Annotated in this window: 11 protein-coding genes; 9 read left to right on the top strand and 2 right to left on the bottom strand. The window is 61.5% G+C overall.

Features of this window, described 5'->3' with window-relative positions:
- The first annotated feature begins 166 nt into the window (after positions 1-166).
- From EFB14_RS21245 to istB, 9 genes are all read left to right on the top strand, one after another.
- The gene (locus EFB14_RS21245; protein WP_183604892.1) at positions 167-5,503 is read left to right on the top strand and encodes a DUF4082 domain-containing protein; all 5,337 of its coding nucleotides are present in this window, start codon (positions 167-169) and stop codon (positions 5,501-5,503) included.
- 45 nt (positions 5,504-5,548) lie between these two features.
- Entirely contained in the window at positions 5,549-6,775 is a 1,227-nt protein-coding gene (locus EFB14_RS21250; protein WP_125844217.1) for a GTP-binding protein, read from the top strand.
- Positions 6,776-6,808: 33 nt separating this feature from the next.
- The gene (locus tag EFB14_RS21255; protein ID WP_126828729.1) at positions 6,809-7,117 is read left to right on the top strand and encodes a hypothetical protein; all 309 of its coding nucleotides are present in this window, start codon (positions 6,809-6,811) and stop codon (positions 7,115-7,117) included.
- Between the two features lie 40 nt (positions 7,118-7,157).
- Positions 7,158-9,302 carry a peptidase domain-containing ABC transporter gene (locus EFB14_RS21260; protein WP_126828731.1) on the top strand — a complete coding sequence of 715 codons (2,145 nt, stop codon included), beginning with the start codon at positions 7,158-7,160 and terminating at the stop codon, positions 9,300-9,302.
- On the top strand, positions 9,299-10,741 hold the full coding sequence (locus tag EFB14_RS21265; RefSeq protein ID WP_126828734.1) for an HlyD family type I secretion periplasmic adaptor subunit: 1,443 nt from the start codon (positions 9,299-9,301) through the stop codon (positions 10,739-10,741). Before EFB14_RS21260 ends, EFB14_RS21265 begins: the two co-directional genes overlap by 4 nt.
- Before the next feature lie 224 nt (positions 10,742-10,965).
- Entirely contained in the window at positions 10,966-11,715 is a 750-nt protein-coding gene (locus EFB14_RS21270) for an NYN domain-containing protein (protein WP_126828736.1), read from the top strand.
- A gap of 255 nt (positions 11,716-11,970) precedes the next feature.
- On the top strand, positions 11,971-12,411 hold the full coding sequence (locus tag EFB14_RS21275) for a lipid-binding SYLF domain-containing protein (protein WP_125844227.1): 441 nt from the start codon (positions 11,971-11,973) through the stop codon (positions 12,409-12,411).
- A 286-nt stretch (positions 12,412-12,697) separates the two neighbouring features.
- Positions 12,698-14,218 (top strand): IS21 family transposase, encoded by a 1,521-nt coding sequence (gene istA, locus EFB14_RS21280; protein ID WP_126828738.1) that lies wholly within the window; start codon positions 12,698-12,700, stop codon positions 14,216-14,218.
- Positions 14,208-15,002, top strand: coding sequence for an IS21-like element helper ATPase IstB (gene istB, locus EFB14_RS21285; RefSeq protein WP_126828741.1), 795 nt, complete (start codon positions 14,208-14,210; stop codon positions 15,000-15,002). The genes istA and istB overlap by 11 nt, the downstream gene beginning before the upstream one ends.
- Before the next feature lie 85 nt (positions 15,003-15,087).
- Here the strand turns inward: istB and EFB14_RS21290 are convergent, their stop codons facing one another.
- Positions 15,088-15,879: an SDR family NAD(P)-dependent oxidoreductase gene (locus EFB14_RS21290; protein WP_125844228.1), complete on the bottom strand. Its 792-nt coding sequence runs from the start codon at positions 15,877-15,879 to the stop codon at positions 15,088-15,090.
- 237 nt (positions 15,880-16,116) lie between these two features.
- A complete protein-coding gene (locus EFB14_RS21295) occupies positions 16,117-16,935 on the bottom strand; it encodes a GNAT family N-acetyltransferase (protein WP_126828744.1) in 819 nt (272 codons plus the stop codon).
- Between the last annotated feature and the right edge of the window lie 29 nt (positions 16,936-16,964).

The following is a 16,964-nucleotide window of genomic DNA, read 5'->3' on the forward strand; positions in this document are numbered from 1 at the left end:
CCTGGCAATAGCCGCAGGCAGCTTTGCGACTTTGTCGGCCGGTATGCGTTGAGGATCATCATATCGGCGTAGGGGATACCTCCCTCATACCCCTGATTGCTGTCGTACGTTCCCTTAGCAAAGGTGCCAGAATGAACGTCTTGCTATGCGGCCGAAGGGCCGGCCGATGCGGAAGGGGATGCCGCTGATGCGGAGAATTCGCGTTAGTAACCGTGAGTACCTGAGTACATTTGGTGGAGCGTTGAGTATCTGTCGTGCACCGTCAGCCTGGAGCGCAGTGCTGGGAACCGCGACGGTTGTATCTTCCACGAGTACCGATGGTTCCCTCAGTTTTGCCAATCTCGACGGGGCTGCCGTCCCGTCCTCCTTCACAGGTTCCTTTACCGGCAATATCATGCAGCCCGCCGCGCCGATCTCATCGGGCGGCGTGCTGACTGCCTCGATACCACCGACGGCGATGCCTGCGCCTGCAGGCGACGGCGGCGCGCAGAACACGTCCGCCAAGACGGCGTCGGTTGCGACGGTGTTGCAGACGACGACCACGCCATCCGAGCGCACCGTGCTCGGCCCCGACCCGTACGAGGAGGCTGCGACGCTGCCTGCGGCGCCCACGCTGACGGGTGTTACCAGCGATGCCGGCACGGGAGGCGCTACCACGCCGCCGGCCGATCCTGCCGCCGGTTCCGGCACGACGTCATTGCGCCTTCAGACCTCGATAGCCTCCATCTCGCTGGGGCCAAGCCAGGACGCTTCCGCCGACACGGCTGCGGCGCCTGCGGCGCTTGCAGCACCGGTGGCGGCGGCTGCGGCTGCTGCAACTGCGGCGACGCCCAACAAGATCGCGCTCGAGAACATGAAGCAGGGCAACCCCATCAGCGAATGGGGATTGACGGGCGATGGCAACGGCACCATCCAGGGCTTTGCCACCGAAATCAGCACCAATATCGGCCAGACGGTCGATTTCAAGATCGCCACGGATTCCACCCATTACCGCATCGATATCTATCGCATGGGCTATTATGGCGGGGCCGGTGCGCGCAAGGTCGACTCGATCGAGAAATCGCTGACCACGGCGCAGATCCAGCCGCATCCGATCGTCGACATGTCGCTCGGTCTCATCGATTGCGGCAACTGGTCGGTCTCGGCCAGCTGGCAGATCCCTGCCGATGCCGTCTCGGGCGTCTATTTCGCCAAGCTGGTGCGCGAGGACGGCACCGCGGACGCAAGCATCATCCCCTTCGTCGTGCGCGACGACGCCTCCACCAGCAATATCGTCTTCCAGACCTCGGATACGACATGGCAGGCCTATAATGCCTGGGGCGGCGCCAGCCTCTATTATGGCGAAGTGCCCGTCGATCCGGCTGCCATGATCGGCTACCTGCCGCCGAACTGCAGCTGCGGCCTGCAGGCGATCGGCCGTGCCTCGGCGGTCAGCTATAACAGGCCGATCATCACCAATACGAGCCCGGTCGGCGGCTCCCACGATTATATCTTCGGCGTCGAATCCTCCGCCATCTCGTGGCTGGAGCAGAACGGCTACGACGTTTCCTATATATCAGGCGTCGATGCGGCGCGCAGTGGCAGCTTGCTGCTCAACCACGATGCCTATCTCTCCGTCGGCCATGACGAATACTGGTCTGCCGAGCAGCGCGCCAATGTCGAGGCGGCCCGCGATGCGGGTGTGAACCTCGCCTTCTGGAGCGGCAATGAGTGCTACTGGAAGGTTCGCTGGCAGAGCAGCATCGACGGCAGCGGCCAGGCCTATCGCACCATGGTCTGTTACAAGGAGACCTGGGGCACGAGCACGGATCCGAGCAATGTCGGCACCGGCACCTGGCGCGATCCGCGCTATGCCGATCCGGGGCAGGAGCCGGAGAATGCGCTGTCTGGCACGATGTTCCAGGTGGACGCCTACCGCCAGGATACGATCTCCATCCCCTACGACTATTCGAACCTGCGCTTCTGGCGCAATACCGATGTCTCCCAGCTGAATGAAGGCCAGACCTACAGTCTGGTGCAGAACTTGCTCGGCTATGAGTGGGATTCCGATGTCGAGAACGGCTTCCGGCCGGATGGTCTCATCAACCTGTCGCTCTCGTCGGTCTCGGTCGATACCTATCTGCGCGATTACGGCACGACGGTCGGTTCTGCAGTCGCCACCCATAGTCTCACCATGTACCGGGCGGAAAGTGGCGCGCTCGTCTTCGGCGCCGGCACCGTCTTCTGGTCCTGGGGATTGAGCGACAACCACCAGGGCCCGGCCACGTCAACCGATCGCAACGTGCAGCAGGCGATGGTCAACATGTTCGCGGACATGGGCATCCAGCCGACCACGCTCGATGCCAGCCTGATCCTCGCGACCAAATCGACCGACATGCTGAAGCCGACCTCGTCGATCTCGTCGCCCATCATTGGGGCAAGCTTCCTCGAAGGTCAGCACGTCACCATCACCGGCACGGCGCAGGATTTCGGCGGCGGCATCATTGCCGGCGTGGAAGTCTCCACCGATGGCGGCCAGCACTGGTTCAAGGCGACAGGCCGCGAGAACTGGAGCTATAACTGGGTCGTCCAGGCAAGCGGCACCTACACGATCATGTCGCGCGCCGTCGACGACAGCGTCAATCTTGAGGCGCCATCGGCCGGCAAGCAGGTCACCGTCACGCTGCCGGGAACGACGGGCCTGTGGACGCTCGCGGAAAAGCCGGCGACCGAAGTGGCGATCGATCGCGATCCGGTCGAGCTCGGCCTGCGCTTCCAGACAACGACCGCAGGTTCCGTGCAGGGCATCCGCTTCTATAAGGGCTTCTACAATATCGGCGACCATGTTGTCAGCCTCTGGAAGGCCGACGGAACGTTGCTGGCGACTGGCGTGTCCGTCGATGAATCGCTCTCCGGCTGGCAGACGGTGATGTTCTCCAGCCCGGTCCAGATTGCGGCCGGCACGACCTACGTGGCTTCCTATCACAGCAGCGGTTACTACTCGGTGACGAGCAATTATTTCGCCAGTGGCACCTATGCCAGCGGCGCGGTGAAGGCCGTCGATGGCGGTGGCGTCTTCGCCTACGGCAGCACTGCCGGCATATTCCCCGGCCAAAGCCCCGGCACCGGCACCAATTACTGGGTCGACGTGGTCTTCGATGCCGGCCCCAACAGCGCGCCCGTCGCGACCGACGATACGGGCCTGACCATCTCCGGCAACGACACGGTTGTCATCTCGATCGCCTCGCTTGTCGGAAACGATACCGATCCCAATGGCGATGCGCTGACGATTTCGGCCGTCGGCAATGCCGTCAACGGCACGGTGACGCTCAACAAGCAGAACGGCACCGTCATCTTCACGCCGACCAACAATTATTCGGGGCCGGCAAGCTTCACCTATACGCTGTCGGATGGCCGTGGCGGCACGGATCAGGGCAGCGTCAGCCTTACTGTCAACCCAGGCCCTGCCGGGGAAACGCTGTTTACGTCAAGCGAAGGGCCGACGGGCGCAAGCTTCAACGACGGCCAGTCGATGCAACTCGGCATGAAGTTCGTCGCTTCGACCCGCGGCACGATTGCTGGCATCCGCTACTACAAAGCGGCCGGCGATAGCGGGCCCCATACCGGCTCCCTGTGGACGGCAGACGGAACGCTGGTTGCGACCGTCAGTTTCGCCGACAGCGGATCCGTGAGCGGTTGGCAGACCGCGACATTCACCAACCCGGTGCATATCACAGCCGGCACGACCTATGTCGCCTCCTACAGCACGACAGGCTCCTATGTGGCGACGGCAAATTATTTCACGTCAGCCCATACCCATGGCTCGCTGACGGCGCTCGCCGGCAGCAATGGCGTCTACGCGGTCGGGGTTTCGGCATTTCCGACTTCGAGCTACCAATCGTCGAACTACTGGGTGGATGTCGTCTACAACCAGGCGACGGGCAACGCGGTGCCGGTTGCCGCCAATGACAATGGCTACACGACCTATTCCGACACGGCGCTGTCGATTGCCGCAGCCAGCCTGCTTGCAAACGACACCGATGCGGATGGCGATCCGCTCAGCATCACCGGTGTCAACGGTGCGGTCAACGGAACGGTGACTTTCAACAGCCAGACCAAGTCCGTCACTTTCACGCCAACGGCGGGTTATACGGGTGCGGCTAGCTTCTCCTATTCGATCTCGGATGGGCTTGGCGGAACGGCGTCGGCCACGGTCAGCCTCACTGTCGGCACGCCGCCCGGCGGGGGCACGACGTCGAGCCTGTTTACCGGCGCAGACACGTCGGGGGTTGCCGGCGCCAATGACGCCAACTCTGTCGAACTCGGCGTCAAGTTCATCGCTTCCGCCAATGGCCAGATCACCGGGCTCACCTATTACAGGAGCGCCGGGGATAGCGGCACGCATATCGGCTCGCTGTGGAGCGCGAGCGGCCAGTTGCTCGGGCAGGCAACCTTCATCAACGAGACGGCGAGTGGCTGGCAGACGGTGAGCTTCACCCAGCCGATCAGCATCACCTCAGGCACCACCTATGTGGCGAGCTACCATTCCAACGGCTTCTACTCGGCATCGGCCAATTATTTCACGACCGATCATACGAGCGGCGCGCTGACGGCGCCGGCAAGTTCGGTCAGCGGCGGCAACGGCGTCTATGCCTATGGCACGGGCAGCCTGTTCCCGACCGCTTCCTACAATGCCACCAACTACTGGGTCGACGTGCTCTATAAACAGGGCGCGCAGAATGCGGTTCCGGTCGCCGTCAATGACAGCGGCTTTACGACCAACACGGGAACGCCTGTGACCATCCAAGCTTCGGCTCTGCTGGCAAACGATACCGATGCCGATGGCGATCCCTTGTCGATCACCGGCGTCAGCGGCGCGGTTAACGGCTCGGTCGCCTACAACGCCCAGAACCAGACGGTGACCTTCACGCCGACGGCCGGCTATTCCGGCCTGGCGAGCTTCAGCTACGCCATATCAGACGGCAAGGGCGGCACGGCGGCAGCCAATGTTGCGCTCACCGTCAACAACCCGGCGGCAGGACCGGAGCAGAACGTCTTTGCCGCCAATGCGACGCCCTCGGTCGCCTCGGTCAACGACAACCAGCCGGTCAATCTCGGCATGAAATTCCAGGCCGATACGGCAGGCTGGATCACCAGCATCCGCTTCTACAAGGGGGCAAACAATACAGGCCCGCACAGCGGCTATCTGTGGACGGCGTCGGGCACTCTGCTCGGCAGCGTCACCTTCAACAATGAGACGGCCAGCGGCTGGCAGACCGCGCAGCTTACCCAGCAGGTCGCGATCCAGGCGGATACGACCTACGTCGTTTCCTACTCGACATCAGGCAACTACTCGGCAACAGGCAATTACTTCGCCAGCGACGTGACGAACGGCGACCTGAAGGCACCCGCCGGCAACAACGGCGTCTATGCCTACGGATCGGGCGGGTTGTTCCCGACGAGCAGCTACAACAGCACAAACTACTATGTGGACGTGGCGTTCAAACCGCAGCTCGCGGCGTAAAGCCCGCGAGTATGCAAGGCATGCTGTAAAAGGTGAGTATCGACGATGCGTACAGACAATAGATTGCCGGTCACGGTTCTCGCCGGGTTTCTCGGCGCCGGAAAGACGACTGTGCTCAACCATGTGTTGAGCAATCGTGAAGGTCGCCGGGTAGCTGTCATCGTCAATGATATGAGCGAGGTCAACATCGATGCGGATCTCTTGCGCGAGGGGGGCGCAGACCTCTCGCGCACGGACGAGACGCTGGTGGAGCTCACCAACGGATGCATCTGCTGCACCCTGCGCGATGATCTCCTGAACGAGGTCCGGCGGCTCGCCGCCGCCGGCCGTTTCGATTATCTGCTGATCGAGGGCACCGGCATTGCCGAGCCGCTGCCGGTCGCAGCCACCTTCTCCTTCCGCAACGAGAGCGGGGCAGCGCTCTGCGACGTGGCAAGGCTCGACACGATGGTCTGCGTCGTCGATGCGGTCAATCTGCTTGCCGATTACCAAAGCGCCGAATTCCTTGCCGATCGCGGCGAAAGACGTGACGGCGATGATGAGCGCAAGCTCGTCGAACTCCTCGTCGAGCAGATCGAGTTTTCCGATGTCGTCATCATCAACAAGGCAGGCGAGGTGCCGCCCGCAACGCTCGCCGAGGTTCGCCGGGTGGTCGCGGCGCTCAATCCGGATGCCCGGGTCATCGAGGCGGTCTTCGGCCAGGTGCCGCTTGACGCGATCATGGATACCGGCTTCTTCAGCGAGGCGAAGGCCGCTCGTCATCCGCTCTGGCACAAGGAACTCTTCGGCTGGGGCGACCATGTGCCGGAGACCGAGGAATACGGCATTGCAAGTTTCGTCTATCGCAGCCGCCGGCCCTTCGATCCCGCGCGGCTGAGCGATTTTCTGGCCAGGAAATGGCAGGGCCTCATCCGCGCAAAGGGCCATTTCTGGCTGGCCACAAGGCCTGATGAGATCGGCCTGCTGTCGATTGCCGGCACCCAATGCCGCATCGATACCAGGGGGTTCTGGTGGGCTTCCGTGCCGCGGGCGCAATGGCCGCGTTATCCGCAGTTCCGCCAGCTGATCGAGCGGCACTGGGACGATGTCTGGGGCGATCGCCGCCAGGAGCTCGTCTTCATCGGTTCCGGATTCGACGGGCAAGCCATCCGCAGCGCGCTCGACGATTGCCTGGCCGGGGAGGAGACGGGCTTCGATCCGGAGACCGCCATCGGCCTTCGCGATCCGTTTCCGGCATGGCGGCACGATACGCACGCATCGGACCGAAGATGAACAAGTTTTTGAGATCAACCAAAGGAGAGAACAATGAGCAACGAACTTTATGCTGACGGCATCGGCGAAATCACCATCACCGGCACGATCGTGCGCATCGACCTGATGTCGCTGTCGGCGACCGACCGTGACGCCAACAACAATCCGAAGCCGGTCTTCCGCCAGCGCATCATCATGCCGGTCGACGCCTTCGCCAATGCGGTCGATCTCATGCAGAAGGCGCTTGGCGGCCTGGTCGAGGCGGGTGCGGTTCGCCGGGTCGGCGATATGTCGGCTGCCGCAGCCGCCGATATCCAGGCGGGGCAGGCCGGCGCTTCGAACGCTTCGCCGAACTTCAACTGATAAACAAATATCGCTTCGGTCGTAATGTTTCGGGTGGGCCATGAGTGGTTTTCTGCATACAAACCTGCACTGTCTTGCGCTCGTCGCACGTCATCACGGCGTCGATCTTTCTCCTGAGCGCTTGCAGCACGATTATGCCGTCGGCAACGATCCCGTTGCCGTGCGGCAGCTCTTGCGCATGGCAAAGGATGCGGGCCTGAGGGCCAAGCATCTTGATCTCAACTGGCGAAGCCTGTTCCAGCTCGGCGAGGCCTTCCCGGTGCTCGCCGAACTCACTAACGGCAATTGGGTGGTCATCGCCGGCGCTGTCGGGGAGGGCGAGGAGGAGAGGATCCGGGTTCTCGACCCGCTCGCCACCCGCCCAGACGTGATGATGCTGAGCGAGGAGCAGTTCGCCAAGGCCTGGCTCGGCTCAGTGGTTCTGCTGAAGCGCAACTATCGCATGTCGGATGAAGACCGGCCCTTCGGCTTCCGCTGGTTCATCCCCGAGGTCATCAAGCAGCGAAGCTTCTTCCGCGATGTCGCGCTTGCCGCCTTCGTGCTTTACGGCCTGGGGCTGATGACGCCGATCTTCTTCCAGCTCGTCATCGACAAGGTGCTCGTGCACCAGAGCTATGCGACGCTGACGGTTCTGACGATCGGCATTGCCATCGCACTCGTCTTCGACGCGACCTTCAGCTTCCTCAGGCGCTATCTGCTGCTCTACGCCACGAACAGGATCGACATCCGCGTCGCCACCCGCACTTTCGGCCATCTGCTCAACCTGCCGATCGCGCTCTTCGAGCAGGCCTCGGCCGGCGTTCTCGTCAAGCATATGCAGCAGACGGGGCGCATCCGCGAATTCCTGACCGGCCGGCTGTTCCTGACGCTTCTCGACGGTGTCTCGCTCTTCGTCTTCGTGCCGATCCTGCTTCTCTACAGCGTGAAGCTGACGCTCGTGGTGCTCGGTTTCGCAGCGCTTGTCGGCCTCGTGGTGATGATGCTCGTCGGGCCTTTCCAGCGCCGCCTGAAGGCGCTTTACCAGGCCGAAGGCGACCGGCAGGCCCTGCTGGTGGAAACCGTGCACGGCATGCGCACCGTCAAATCGCTGGCGCTGGAGCCGCGCCAGCGCAAGGTGTGGGACGATTATTCGGCCCAATCGATCTCCGTGCGTTTCCGCGTCGAGAAGATCTCGACCATCGCCCAGTCGCTGACGGGATTGCTGGAAAAGCTGATGAGTGTTGCGATCATCGGCCTCGGTGCGCTCGACGTGTTCAGCGGCGCGATGACGATCGGTGCGCTGGTTGCCTTCAACATGCTCGCCGGCCGCGTCTCGGGGCCGCTCGTGCAGATCGTCACCATGGTGCATGAATATCAGGAAGTGGCGCTCTCCGTGCGCATGCTCGGCGAGATCATGAACCAGCGGCCGGAGCAGGCGGGTCGCGGGCGTGGTGTGAGGCCGCATCTGCAGGGCCGCATCGAATTCGACAAGGTCAGCTTCCGTTATGCGCCTGATGCCGCGCCGGCGCTCGACAATGTCTCCTTCGCCATTCCGGCAGGTTGCGTCTTCGGCGTGGTCGGCAAGAGCGGCTCGGGCAAGACGACGATCACCCGGCTCATCCAGGGGCTCTACCAGAGCCAGGAGGGGCTGGTGCGCATGGATGGCTATGACAGCCGCGAGATCGACCTCGTGCATCTCAGAACCAGCATCGGCGTCGTGCTGCAGGATAATTTCCTGTTCCGCGGCTCGGTGCGCGACAACATTGCCGCCGCCAAGCCCGATGCCAGCATCGAGGAGATCATGGAGGTCGCCCGCATCGCCGGCGCCGAAGAGTTCATCGAGCGCCTGCCGCGCGGCTTCGATACGATGCTGGAGGAAAATGCCGCCAACCTCTCGGGCGGCCAGAGGCAGAGGCTTGCCATTGCCCGCGCTTTGATTACCGACCCGAGGCTGCTGATCTTCGATGAGGCCACAAGCGCGCTCGACCCTGACAGCGAGGCGATCATCCGCGACAATCTCAGCCGGATCGCTGCCGGCCGCACTGTTATCATCGTCTCGCACCGGCTTTCGACGCTTGTCGATGCCGATGCCATTCTCGTCATCGATCGCGGCAAGGTCGCCGATATCGGCCGGCACGATCAGCTCGTGTCGCGCTGCATGACCTACCGCCACCTCTGGGCACAGCAGATGAGGCAGGTCGCATGAACGCGCACGTCGGAAAACCCAGCGATAACCTGCCGGTCCCTTCAGGCAAGGGGCCATCAGACAAGGGCCCGGAGAAGGGCAAGGAACTCATCGCCCGCCCGCCACTGCCGCCGGCAATTGCCGAGTTCCAGTCCGATGCCGTCGAGCTCGAAGAACGCGCGCCGCCGCGTGTTGCCCGCATGACGCTCTATTGCGTCACGGCGCTGCTTGCCGCGGCGATCACCTGGGCCTCGGTCTCCTCCATCGACGAAGTGGTGGTTGCGCCGGGCAAACTCGTCACCACCCAGCCGACCATCGTCGTCCAGCCGCTCGAAACCTCGATCATCCGCACGATCGACGTGAAGGCCGGCGAGGTGGTGCGTGCCGGCCAGACGCTGGCGACGCTTGACGCCACTTTCAGCCAGGCCGACGTCGGGCAGCTGAGGGCGAAGTTTTCCGCCCTCGACGCTCAGGTGAAGCGCCTGGAGGCCGAGCTTACCGGCGAGGACTATTCGAAGATCGCCGGCAACACGCAGGATGAGCAGCTGCAGCTGCAGCTCTTCGGCCAGCGGCGGGCCTTCTACACGGCGCAGCTGCAGAATTTCGAACAGCAGATCGCCGGCCAATCGTCCGTGCTTGCGGCAAACCGCAATCAGGAGGCCGTGCTGAACGACCGGCGCGACACCCTTTCGCAGATCGAGGCGACGCGAAAGAAGCTCTATGACTCGGAAAGCGGCTCGCTGCTCACCATGCTCGGCTCGCGCGACGCCCGCCTCGATGTGGAGGCCGATATCACCGCCGTGCGCGGCAAGGCCGACGAGGCAGTCCACGCCTATGCGAAACTGCGCGCCGACCGCCAGGCCTTCATCGAGGATTTCCGCCGCGCCGCGATGGAGCAGCTGGTGGATCTGCGCGGCCAGCGCGACATGACCGGCGAAGAACTGAAGAAGATGGAGCTGCGCCGCAACATGGTGGCGCTGACCGCACCTGCCGATGCCGTCGTGCTCGATCTCGCCCAGCGCTCGGTCGGTTCCGTCGTGCGCGAGGCCGAGCCCGTCGTGACGTTGGTGCCGATCAACGTGCCGCTCGAAGCCGAAGTCTCGATCAACACCCGCGACATCGGCCGCGTGGCCGTCGGCAAGGAAGCCCGCATCAAACTCGACGCCTATCCCTTCCAGAAATACGGTACGGCAACCGGCGAAGTGCGAACGATCAGCGAGGACACCTTCCTCACCGGCCAACCGGAACAGACCGCCATCCCGAGCCAGCCATCCGCCCCCTTCTTCAAGGCGCGCATCCTGCTGGCCGATACCAGGCTGAATGCTGCCGGAGCGCCGGTAAGACTGCTGCCCGGCATGACCGTGTCGACGGAAATCAAGGTGGGTACCCGCACGGTGATCTCCTATTTCCTCTATCCGCTGCTGCGCGGGCTGGATGATGCGATCCGCGAGCCGAATTGAGGGGGCGTAGGCGAAGTGTAGGCAAGGGGCACGCCTATACCAAGCCAGGGAATGGGGGCGCGCCGTCGTTCACGACGCCGCCCCCAAACCTGTTTGATGCCGGGAGCGTGTGAGTCCTCGTCTCCGGCTTGCATCATTATTCGACAAATAGCGCTCGGCCAATTGCAACCGACTGGGACGTCGGCCATCGTGAATGGATCAAAACGTTGCTGCGGAGCTTCTAAATGTCTGAAACGCGTTCGCCACGTCTCGCGGTGCTCATAGATGCTGACAACGCGTCCGCGAAAATTGTCGACGGTCTGTTTGAGGAAATTGCCAAAATTGGCGAGGCGAGCGTGCGACGCATCTATGGCGACTTCGCCAGTACTCGCTCCAAGGCTTGGATCGACGTTCTCGCTCGGCACGCGATAATTCCGCAACAACTATTTGCCTACACGACGGGTAAGAACGCCTCAGATATCACGCTCGTCATCGACGCGATGGACCTCCTGCACAGTGGAAGATTTGACGGCTTCTGCTTGGTCTCTTCCGATAGCGACTTCACTCGCTTAGCATCACGCATCCGGGAGCAAGGCATCGACGTTTTCGGATTCGGCGAACAGAAGACACCGGAAAGCTTCCGACAAGCCTGTCGCCGATTCATCTACACCGAAAACTTAGCTCCACCTGTCGCGACAAACGAAGCAGATGCTGTACAGGCAGCGCGCTCACTAGAGCCGCCGAGCGCTGCCACACCGATAATCAAGAGGGTGATTGCGCAGATGGAGACCGAGGATGGATGGGTGCCGCTGGGCGCGGTTGGGACTCGACTTGCGAACCTGGCACCTGACTTCGATCCAAGGACCTTCGGTTTCAAGAAATTGAGCGATCTGGTGAAGAAGACAAATTCGTTCGAGGTGGATCATGCTGAAGGACGTCCCGTTCGTATTCGTCTCAAGCCTCCGGCCAAGAAACCTTTGAAATCGACGATCTAAGCCGTAGCAGATGATTGCGTGAGGGCTGAAAAGCGCCCCATGTTGGGCCTGAGTCAGCCGGGCGTTGGCTGCCACCGGCTCTGCCACCGAGACTATGTTTGCCACCCGCCTCGTTTCGTGGTGGCCTTCTCGCAGCCGGATTCTGGCCGCGTGCTTGGAACTAATGACGGGCGAGAATGTTTCAGCAGTAACTTTGGCCTGACGCTTACGTGCCCTCCTGGCTGGGTAAGCCTCGATTTTGAGGAGACTCGCATCATGAAGATTTCGTCGAGATTTCGTTCGGTCGCGGCTGCGGTTATCGCTGCAGCAGGAATCAGCTTTGCCGGCGCCGCGCATGCCGACAGCGGTACGATCAGCTTCTCAGTCTACAAGGCTGCCTTCTTTGTCGGTGGTTCTGGAGGCGAGGGCACGCTGACCTTCCATGGTCGCCGCTATCCCGTCTCTGTCGGCGGCATCTCGGGCGGCCTCGCCTTCGGGGCTTCTAAGACCTATTTCCATGGTACCGTTCACCACATTCGCCGCGCCCGAGACGTGACGGGGGTCTACGGTGCGGCGGGCGGTGGCGGCGCCGTCGGCAAAGGCGCCCAGGTGATCGTCATGACCAATGAAAAGGGCGCCCAACTCGAGCTCTCAGGCAAGCAGGTAGGCCTGCAAGTCAACGCCGATCTCAGCGGTATTGCCATCACGGTGAAGTAAGGGCCGTCGTCCCTTCAGTCCGGCCCACTACGCTTTCAGTGCTACCATCCAGGAAGCGGCCGTTCCACTGTCGACCGCCTCTGTACTGCGCCCATCCACGAGCCGATGGTGGGCATGGTCGATGAGGCGATCGGAAGGCTCCGCCCTCTGAACAACTGGCAGGTGAGGTGAGGGTGTTGGTTTCCACGCAGAACTGAGCCGGTTAGGCGCATAATTTCCATTGAGAATTGAGCCATGTGACCTTCCCTCCAACGCGGTGAGCGGCGGGGGCAACGGAGTGATCCACATGGGACTTTTAAACATCATCCGCCGGATGGCGCTGCGCGAGAAGCAATCGATCAGAGAGATCAGCCGGCGCACTGGGCTGTCACGCAACACCATCGCGAAGTATTTGAGTGCCGGTACAATCGAGCCGACGTTCAGGGTACCGGAACGACCAAGCAAGCTTGATCCGTTCGCCGACAAACTCTCTGGCTGGCTGAAGACCGAGGCCGGGAGAACGCGCAAGCAGCGCCGGACCTTGAAGCAGCTTCATGCCGATCTGATGGCTCTGGGTTTTACCGGCTCCTATGGCCGGGTCGCCGCGTTCGCCCGTGAATGGCGGGTTGAGCAACAGACGGCTGGCCGCGGCATATTCGTTCCTCTGTCTTTCCGCCCAGGCGAAGCATTCCAATTCGATTGGAGCGAGGATTATGCTGTGATCGGCGGCGATCGCACGAAGCTGCAAGTTGCCCACATCAAACTATCACACAGCCGGGCGTTTCTGATCAGGGCCTACCTGCTGCAGACGCACGAGATGCTCTTCGACGCTCACTGGCACGGGTTCCGCGTGTTCGGTGGCGTGCCAGGTCGCGGCATTTACGACAACATGAAGACCGCGGTCGATCGCGTCGGCCGCGGTAAAGAACGGCAGGTCAATATCCGTTTCCTCGCGATGACGAACCACTACGTCTTTGCGCCTGAGTTTTGCAATCCTGCCGCGGGTTGGGAAAAGGGCCAGGTCGAGAAAAACGTTCAGGACGCCCGACCACGGTTGTGGCAACAGATGCCGGACTTTCCGGATCTGGCGGCGTTGAATGGCTGGCTGGAACAGAATTGCCAGGACCTGTGGCGCGACACAGCGCACGGCACCTTGCCTGGTACGATCGCAGACGTCTGGTCCGCTGAACAACCAGCATTGATGGCGCTCCCAGCCGCATTCGATGGCTTCGTCGAGCAAAGCAAGCGCGTCTCGCCGACATGCCTGATCACCTTCGAGCGGAACCGCTATAGCGTGCCTGCATCGTTTGCTAACCGGCCTGTCAGCCTGCGGATTTATCCGGAGCGGCTGGTCGTAGTGGCCGAGGGCAATATTCTCTGCGAACATCTGCGGGTGATTGAGCGCAGTCACGATAAACCGCCACGAACGATTTACGACTGGCGGCATTATCTTACGGTCATCCAACGCAAGCCCGGTGCCTTGCGCAATGGTGCACCCTTCCTGGAATTACCGTTGGCCTTTCGGCAATTGCAGGACCAGATGCTTCGCCGCCCCGGCGGTGATCGTGAGATGGCCGATATCCTTGCCCTTGTTCTCCATCATGACGAACAGGTTGTCCTTCGCGCTGTGGAGCTGGCCCTAAATGCGGGCGTGGCAACCAAGACGCATGTATTGAACCTGCTGCATCGGCTGATCGACGGCAAAACGACTGACGGTCCCGACATCGATACCCCACAGGCGTTGACCTTGCTGCATGAACCCAAGGCAAACGTAGAGCGCTATGATGGCCTGCGTGTCCGGATCGCGGGAGGTCGTAATGCGTCATGATCCTGCCAGCGCCGCTGTCGTCATCATGCTGCGTAGCCTGAAGATGTATGGCATGGCCCAAGCCGTCACAGACCTGATCGAGCAAGGGGCTCCGGCCTTCGATGCGGCCGTTCCCATCCTGTCTCAGTTGCTGAAAGCCGAGATGGCGGAGCGCGAGGTTCGCTCGATTGCCTACCACATGAAGGCAGCTCGCTTCCCGGCCTATAAGGACATCTCCGGGTTCGACTTCGCAGCCAGCGAGATCAACGAGGCGACGGTGCGCCAACTGCATCGATGCGAGTTCATGGACGGAGCCCAGAATATCGTGCTCGTCGGCGGACCGGGCACAGGCAAAAGCCACATAGCAACCGCTCTCGGCGTTCAGGCGATCGAGCACCATCGCCGGAAAGTCCGCTTCTTCTCGACCATCGAACTGGTCAACGCCCTTGAGCAGGAAAAGGCCAAGGGCAAGGCAGGACAGATTGCTGAGACATTGGTGCGCCTCGATCTACTGATCCTCGATGAACTCGGATACCTTCCGTTCAGTGCCTCAGGCGGAGCGCTGCTCTTCCATCTGCTGAGCAAGCTCTATGAGCGCACGAGCGTCATCATCACGACCAATCTCAGCTTCAGCGAATGGGCGACCGTCTTCGGTGATGCCAAAATGACCACCGCTCTCCTCGACCGTCTCACCCATCGTTGTCATATCCTCGAAACCGGCAACGATAGCTTTCGCTTCAAAGCCAGCTCGGCAGTCGCGGCCCAGAAGAGAGGAGAAAAAGCTAATCCCTTGACCAAATCCTGATCAGAAAACCATACTCAGAGGTGGCTCACTTCTCGGTGGAAAAACCGGCTCAGTTCCGCGTGGAAATCAACAGTGAGGGATCACCTCAGAGCGTGTCGATCAGTCCTCCGTCCACGCGCATGGAAGCTCCGGTCGTCGCGGATGCCAAAGGCGACGCCAGATAGGTTACGAGGTTGGCGATTTCCTCGACGCTTGCAGCTCGTTGGATGATCGAACTGCCACGATGCTTCTTGACGAAGTCCGCCGCGACCTCCTCGATCGGCTTGCCCGTCTTCGCACGCTCTTCGGCAAGCATTGCCTCGACGCCTTCGGAGAGTGTCGGGCCGGGGAGAACCGAGTTCACGGTAACGCCCGTACCAGCCATGCGCTTGGCGAGCCCACGGGCAACCGCAATATCGGCGGTCTTGCTAACGCCGTAATGAATCATCTCCACCGGAATGTTAAAGCCGGATTCCGATGCGATGAAGATGACGCGACCCCAGCCAACGTTCTGCATGCCCGGAAGGTAGGCACGCGAAAGCCTGACGGCCGACATGACGTTTACCTGCCAATGGCGATCCCACACCTCGTCGCTGGCCTCGAAAAAGTCGAGCGGCTGGAAGATGCCCGCATTGTTGATCAGGATATCGACATGAGGAACCTTGGCGACGAGAGCGCCACACCCTTCAGCGGTTGCGACATCGGCTGCGACGGCGGCTACGGTGCCCTCGGCACCTTCGCCTTTCAGGCGTTCGGCGGCCTTTGCGGTCTTTTCTTCAGACCGCCCGTTGATCACCACGTCCGCGCCAGCCCTCGCGAGCTGGCGGGCGATCGCGTAGCCGATGCCTTCGGTAGATCCGGTAATCAGAGCGGTCTTGCCTGCGAGGTCGATCTGCATCTGCTGCTCCTTCTGAGGTTGGATCAGAGAAACGTATGACCTGGCGGACGGTCTCGCAACAGCCCACGACGTCGATAATCCTTTCGGGTAGGGCCGGTGGCGGTGCTTGGGAGTGGGTTTGCAGGCTGATACAGAAGCAGATGACATTCTCTCAGAGTTCGAAGCACTGATCCGGCAAGCGCGACAATTGGAAGACAGCAACCGCTCGCGTCGCAGACCCAAGGTGCCTGACGTCCCTTATGAACCGTCCGGAAACCGGTAATTCATTCTCGTATAAATCTGCTCGAATCCTGCCACGATGAGATTGGCGTAAGAGATATTCGGCTCATCGGCCGAAGGCTGGGCGGTTTCGACGACGAATGTGTGCGCGCCCTGACCGGTACCTTGGTTCAGACGCGCGGTAATGAGTGCCTTCTGTGCCCCTCGATTGCGAAAGTCGGGAACGGTCGCGCCACCGCCAAGCCACGCAAAGCCGTCTGCCGCATACATCGCGCCGGTCGCAATCGGCCTGCCGTCCAATTCCGCGAAAAAGCAGCTCCAACCGCCCTTCCCGACGATCGCTGACCAAAGCGGTGTCAGGTTTGCCGGAAAGTTAAATCCGGCGCACATCATCGAGCCGAAGATTTCGGCTTCGGTGACTTTGACCTGCCGGGTAGCGACCTCTCCAGAATGGATGAGTGGCGTAGAAGGCGCTGCTCGCCGTAGCTTTGCCCATCCGTTACCTTGTGGAACAAGGCCCCGTTTCCTTGTCCAATCGTGTGTCTGTTGAGGTGCGGTGGCAGCGTTCATTTGTAAGTAGCGGCGGCCTGCCTTTTTGCTCATCCATTCATAGGCCGTGTCGAGATCTTCAAGTGCTACAATGCCGAGCACACGATTGAGACCGATGGCGGGCGCGCTGGGTAGCGATATTGCGCAACCTGCAGCTAATTGCATGCAGCGAAACTCAGCCTGGTCGACGAGCGTCTGGGGCGCGATCATGAACAGGTCGACAAAAGCCTTCGCTTCGATGATATCTTCTTCCGGCACCGTTTGGCGTGATGCTGACGGGCGATTCATGGGAGTGTCCTTAACTATCAACAAGCCAA

The sequence above is a fragment of the Rhizobium fabae genome (assembly GCF_003985135.1).
GTDB classification, from domain to species: Bacteria; Pseudomonadota; Alphaproteobacteria; order Rhizobiales; family Rhizobiaceae; genus Rhizobium; species Rhizobium pisi.

Excerpts from the sequence above, each read along its gene's own strand:
- EFB14_RS21270 (WP_126828736.1), top strand. The coding sequence starts at position 10,966 with ATGTCTGAAACGCGTTCGCCACGTCTCGCGGTGCTCATAGATGCTGAC.
- EFB14_RS21250 (WP_125844217.1), top strand. The coding sequence starts at position 5,549 with ATGCGTACAGACAATAGATTGCCGGTCACGGTTCTCGCCGGGTTTCTC.
- EFB14_RS21265 (WP_126828734.1), top strand. The coding sequence starts at position 9,299 with ATGAACGCGCACGTCGGAAAACCCAGCGATAACCTGCCGGTCCCTTCA.
- EFB14_RS21255 (WP_126828729.1), top strand. The coding sequence starts at position 6,809 with ATGAGCAACGAACTTTATGCTGACGGCATCGGCGAAATCACCATCACC.
- EFB14_RS21295 (WP_126828744.1), bottom strand. The coding sequence starts at position 16,935 with ATGAATCGCCCGTCAGCATCACGCCAAACGGTGCCGGAAGAAGATATC.
- EFB14_RS21275 (WP_125844227.1), top strand. The coding sequence starts at position 11,971 with ATGAAGATTTCGTCGAGATTTCGTTCGGTCGCGGCTGCGGTTATCGCT.
- EFB14_RS21290 (WP_125844228.1), bottom strand. The coding sequence starts at position 15,879 with ATGCAGATCGACCTCGCAGGCAAGACCGCTCTGATTACCGGATCTACC.
- EFB14_RS21245 (WP_183604892.1), top strand. The coding sequence starts at position 167 with ATGCGGAAGGGGATGCCGCTGATGCGGAGAATTCGCGTTAGTAACCGT.
- istB (WP_126828741.1), top strand. The coding sequence starts at position 14,208 with ATGCGTCATGATCCTGCCAGCGCCGCTGTCGTCATCATGCTGCGTAGC.
- EFB14_RS21260 (WP_126828731.1), top strand. The coding sequence starts at position 7,158 with ATGAGTGGTTTTCTGCATACAAACCTGCACTGTCTTGCGCTCGTCGCA.
- istA (WP_126828738.1), top strand. The coding sequence starts at position 12,698 with ATGGGACTTTTAAACATCATCCGCCGGATGGCGCTGCGCGAGAAGCAA.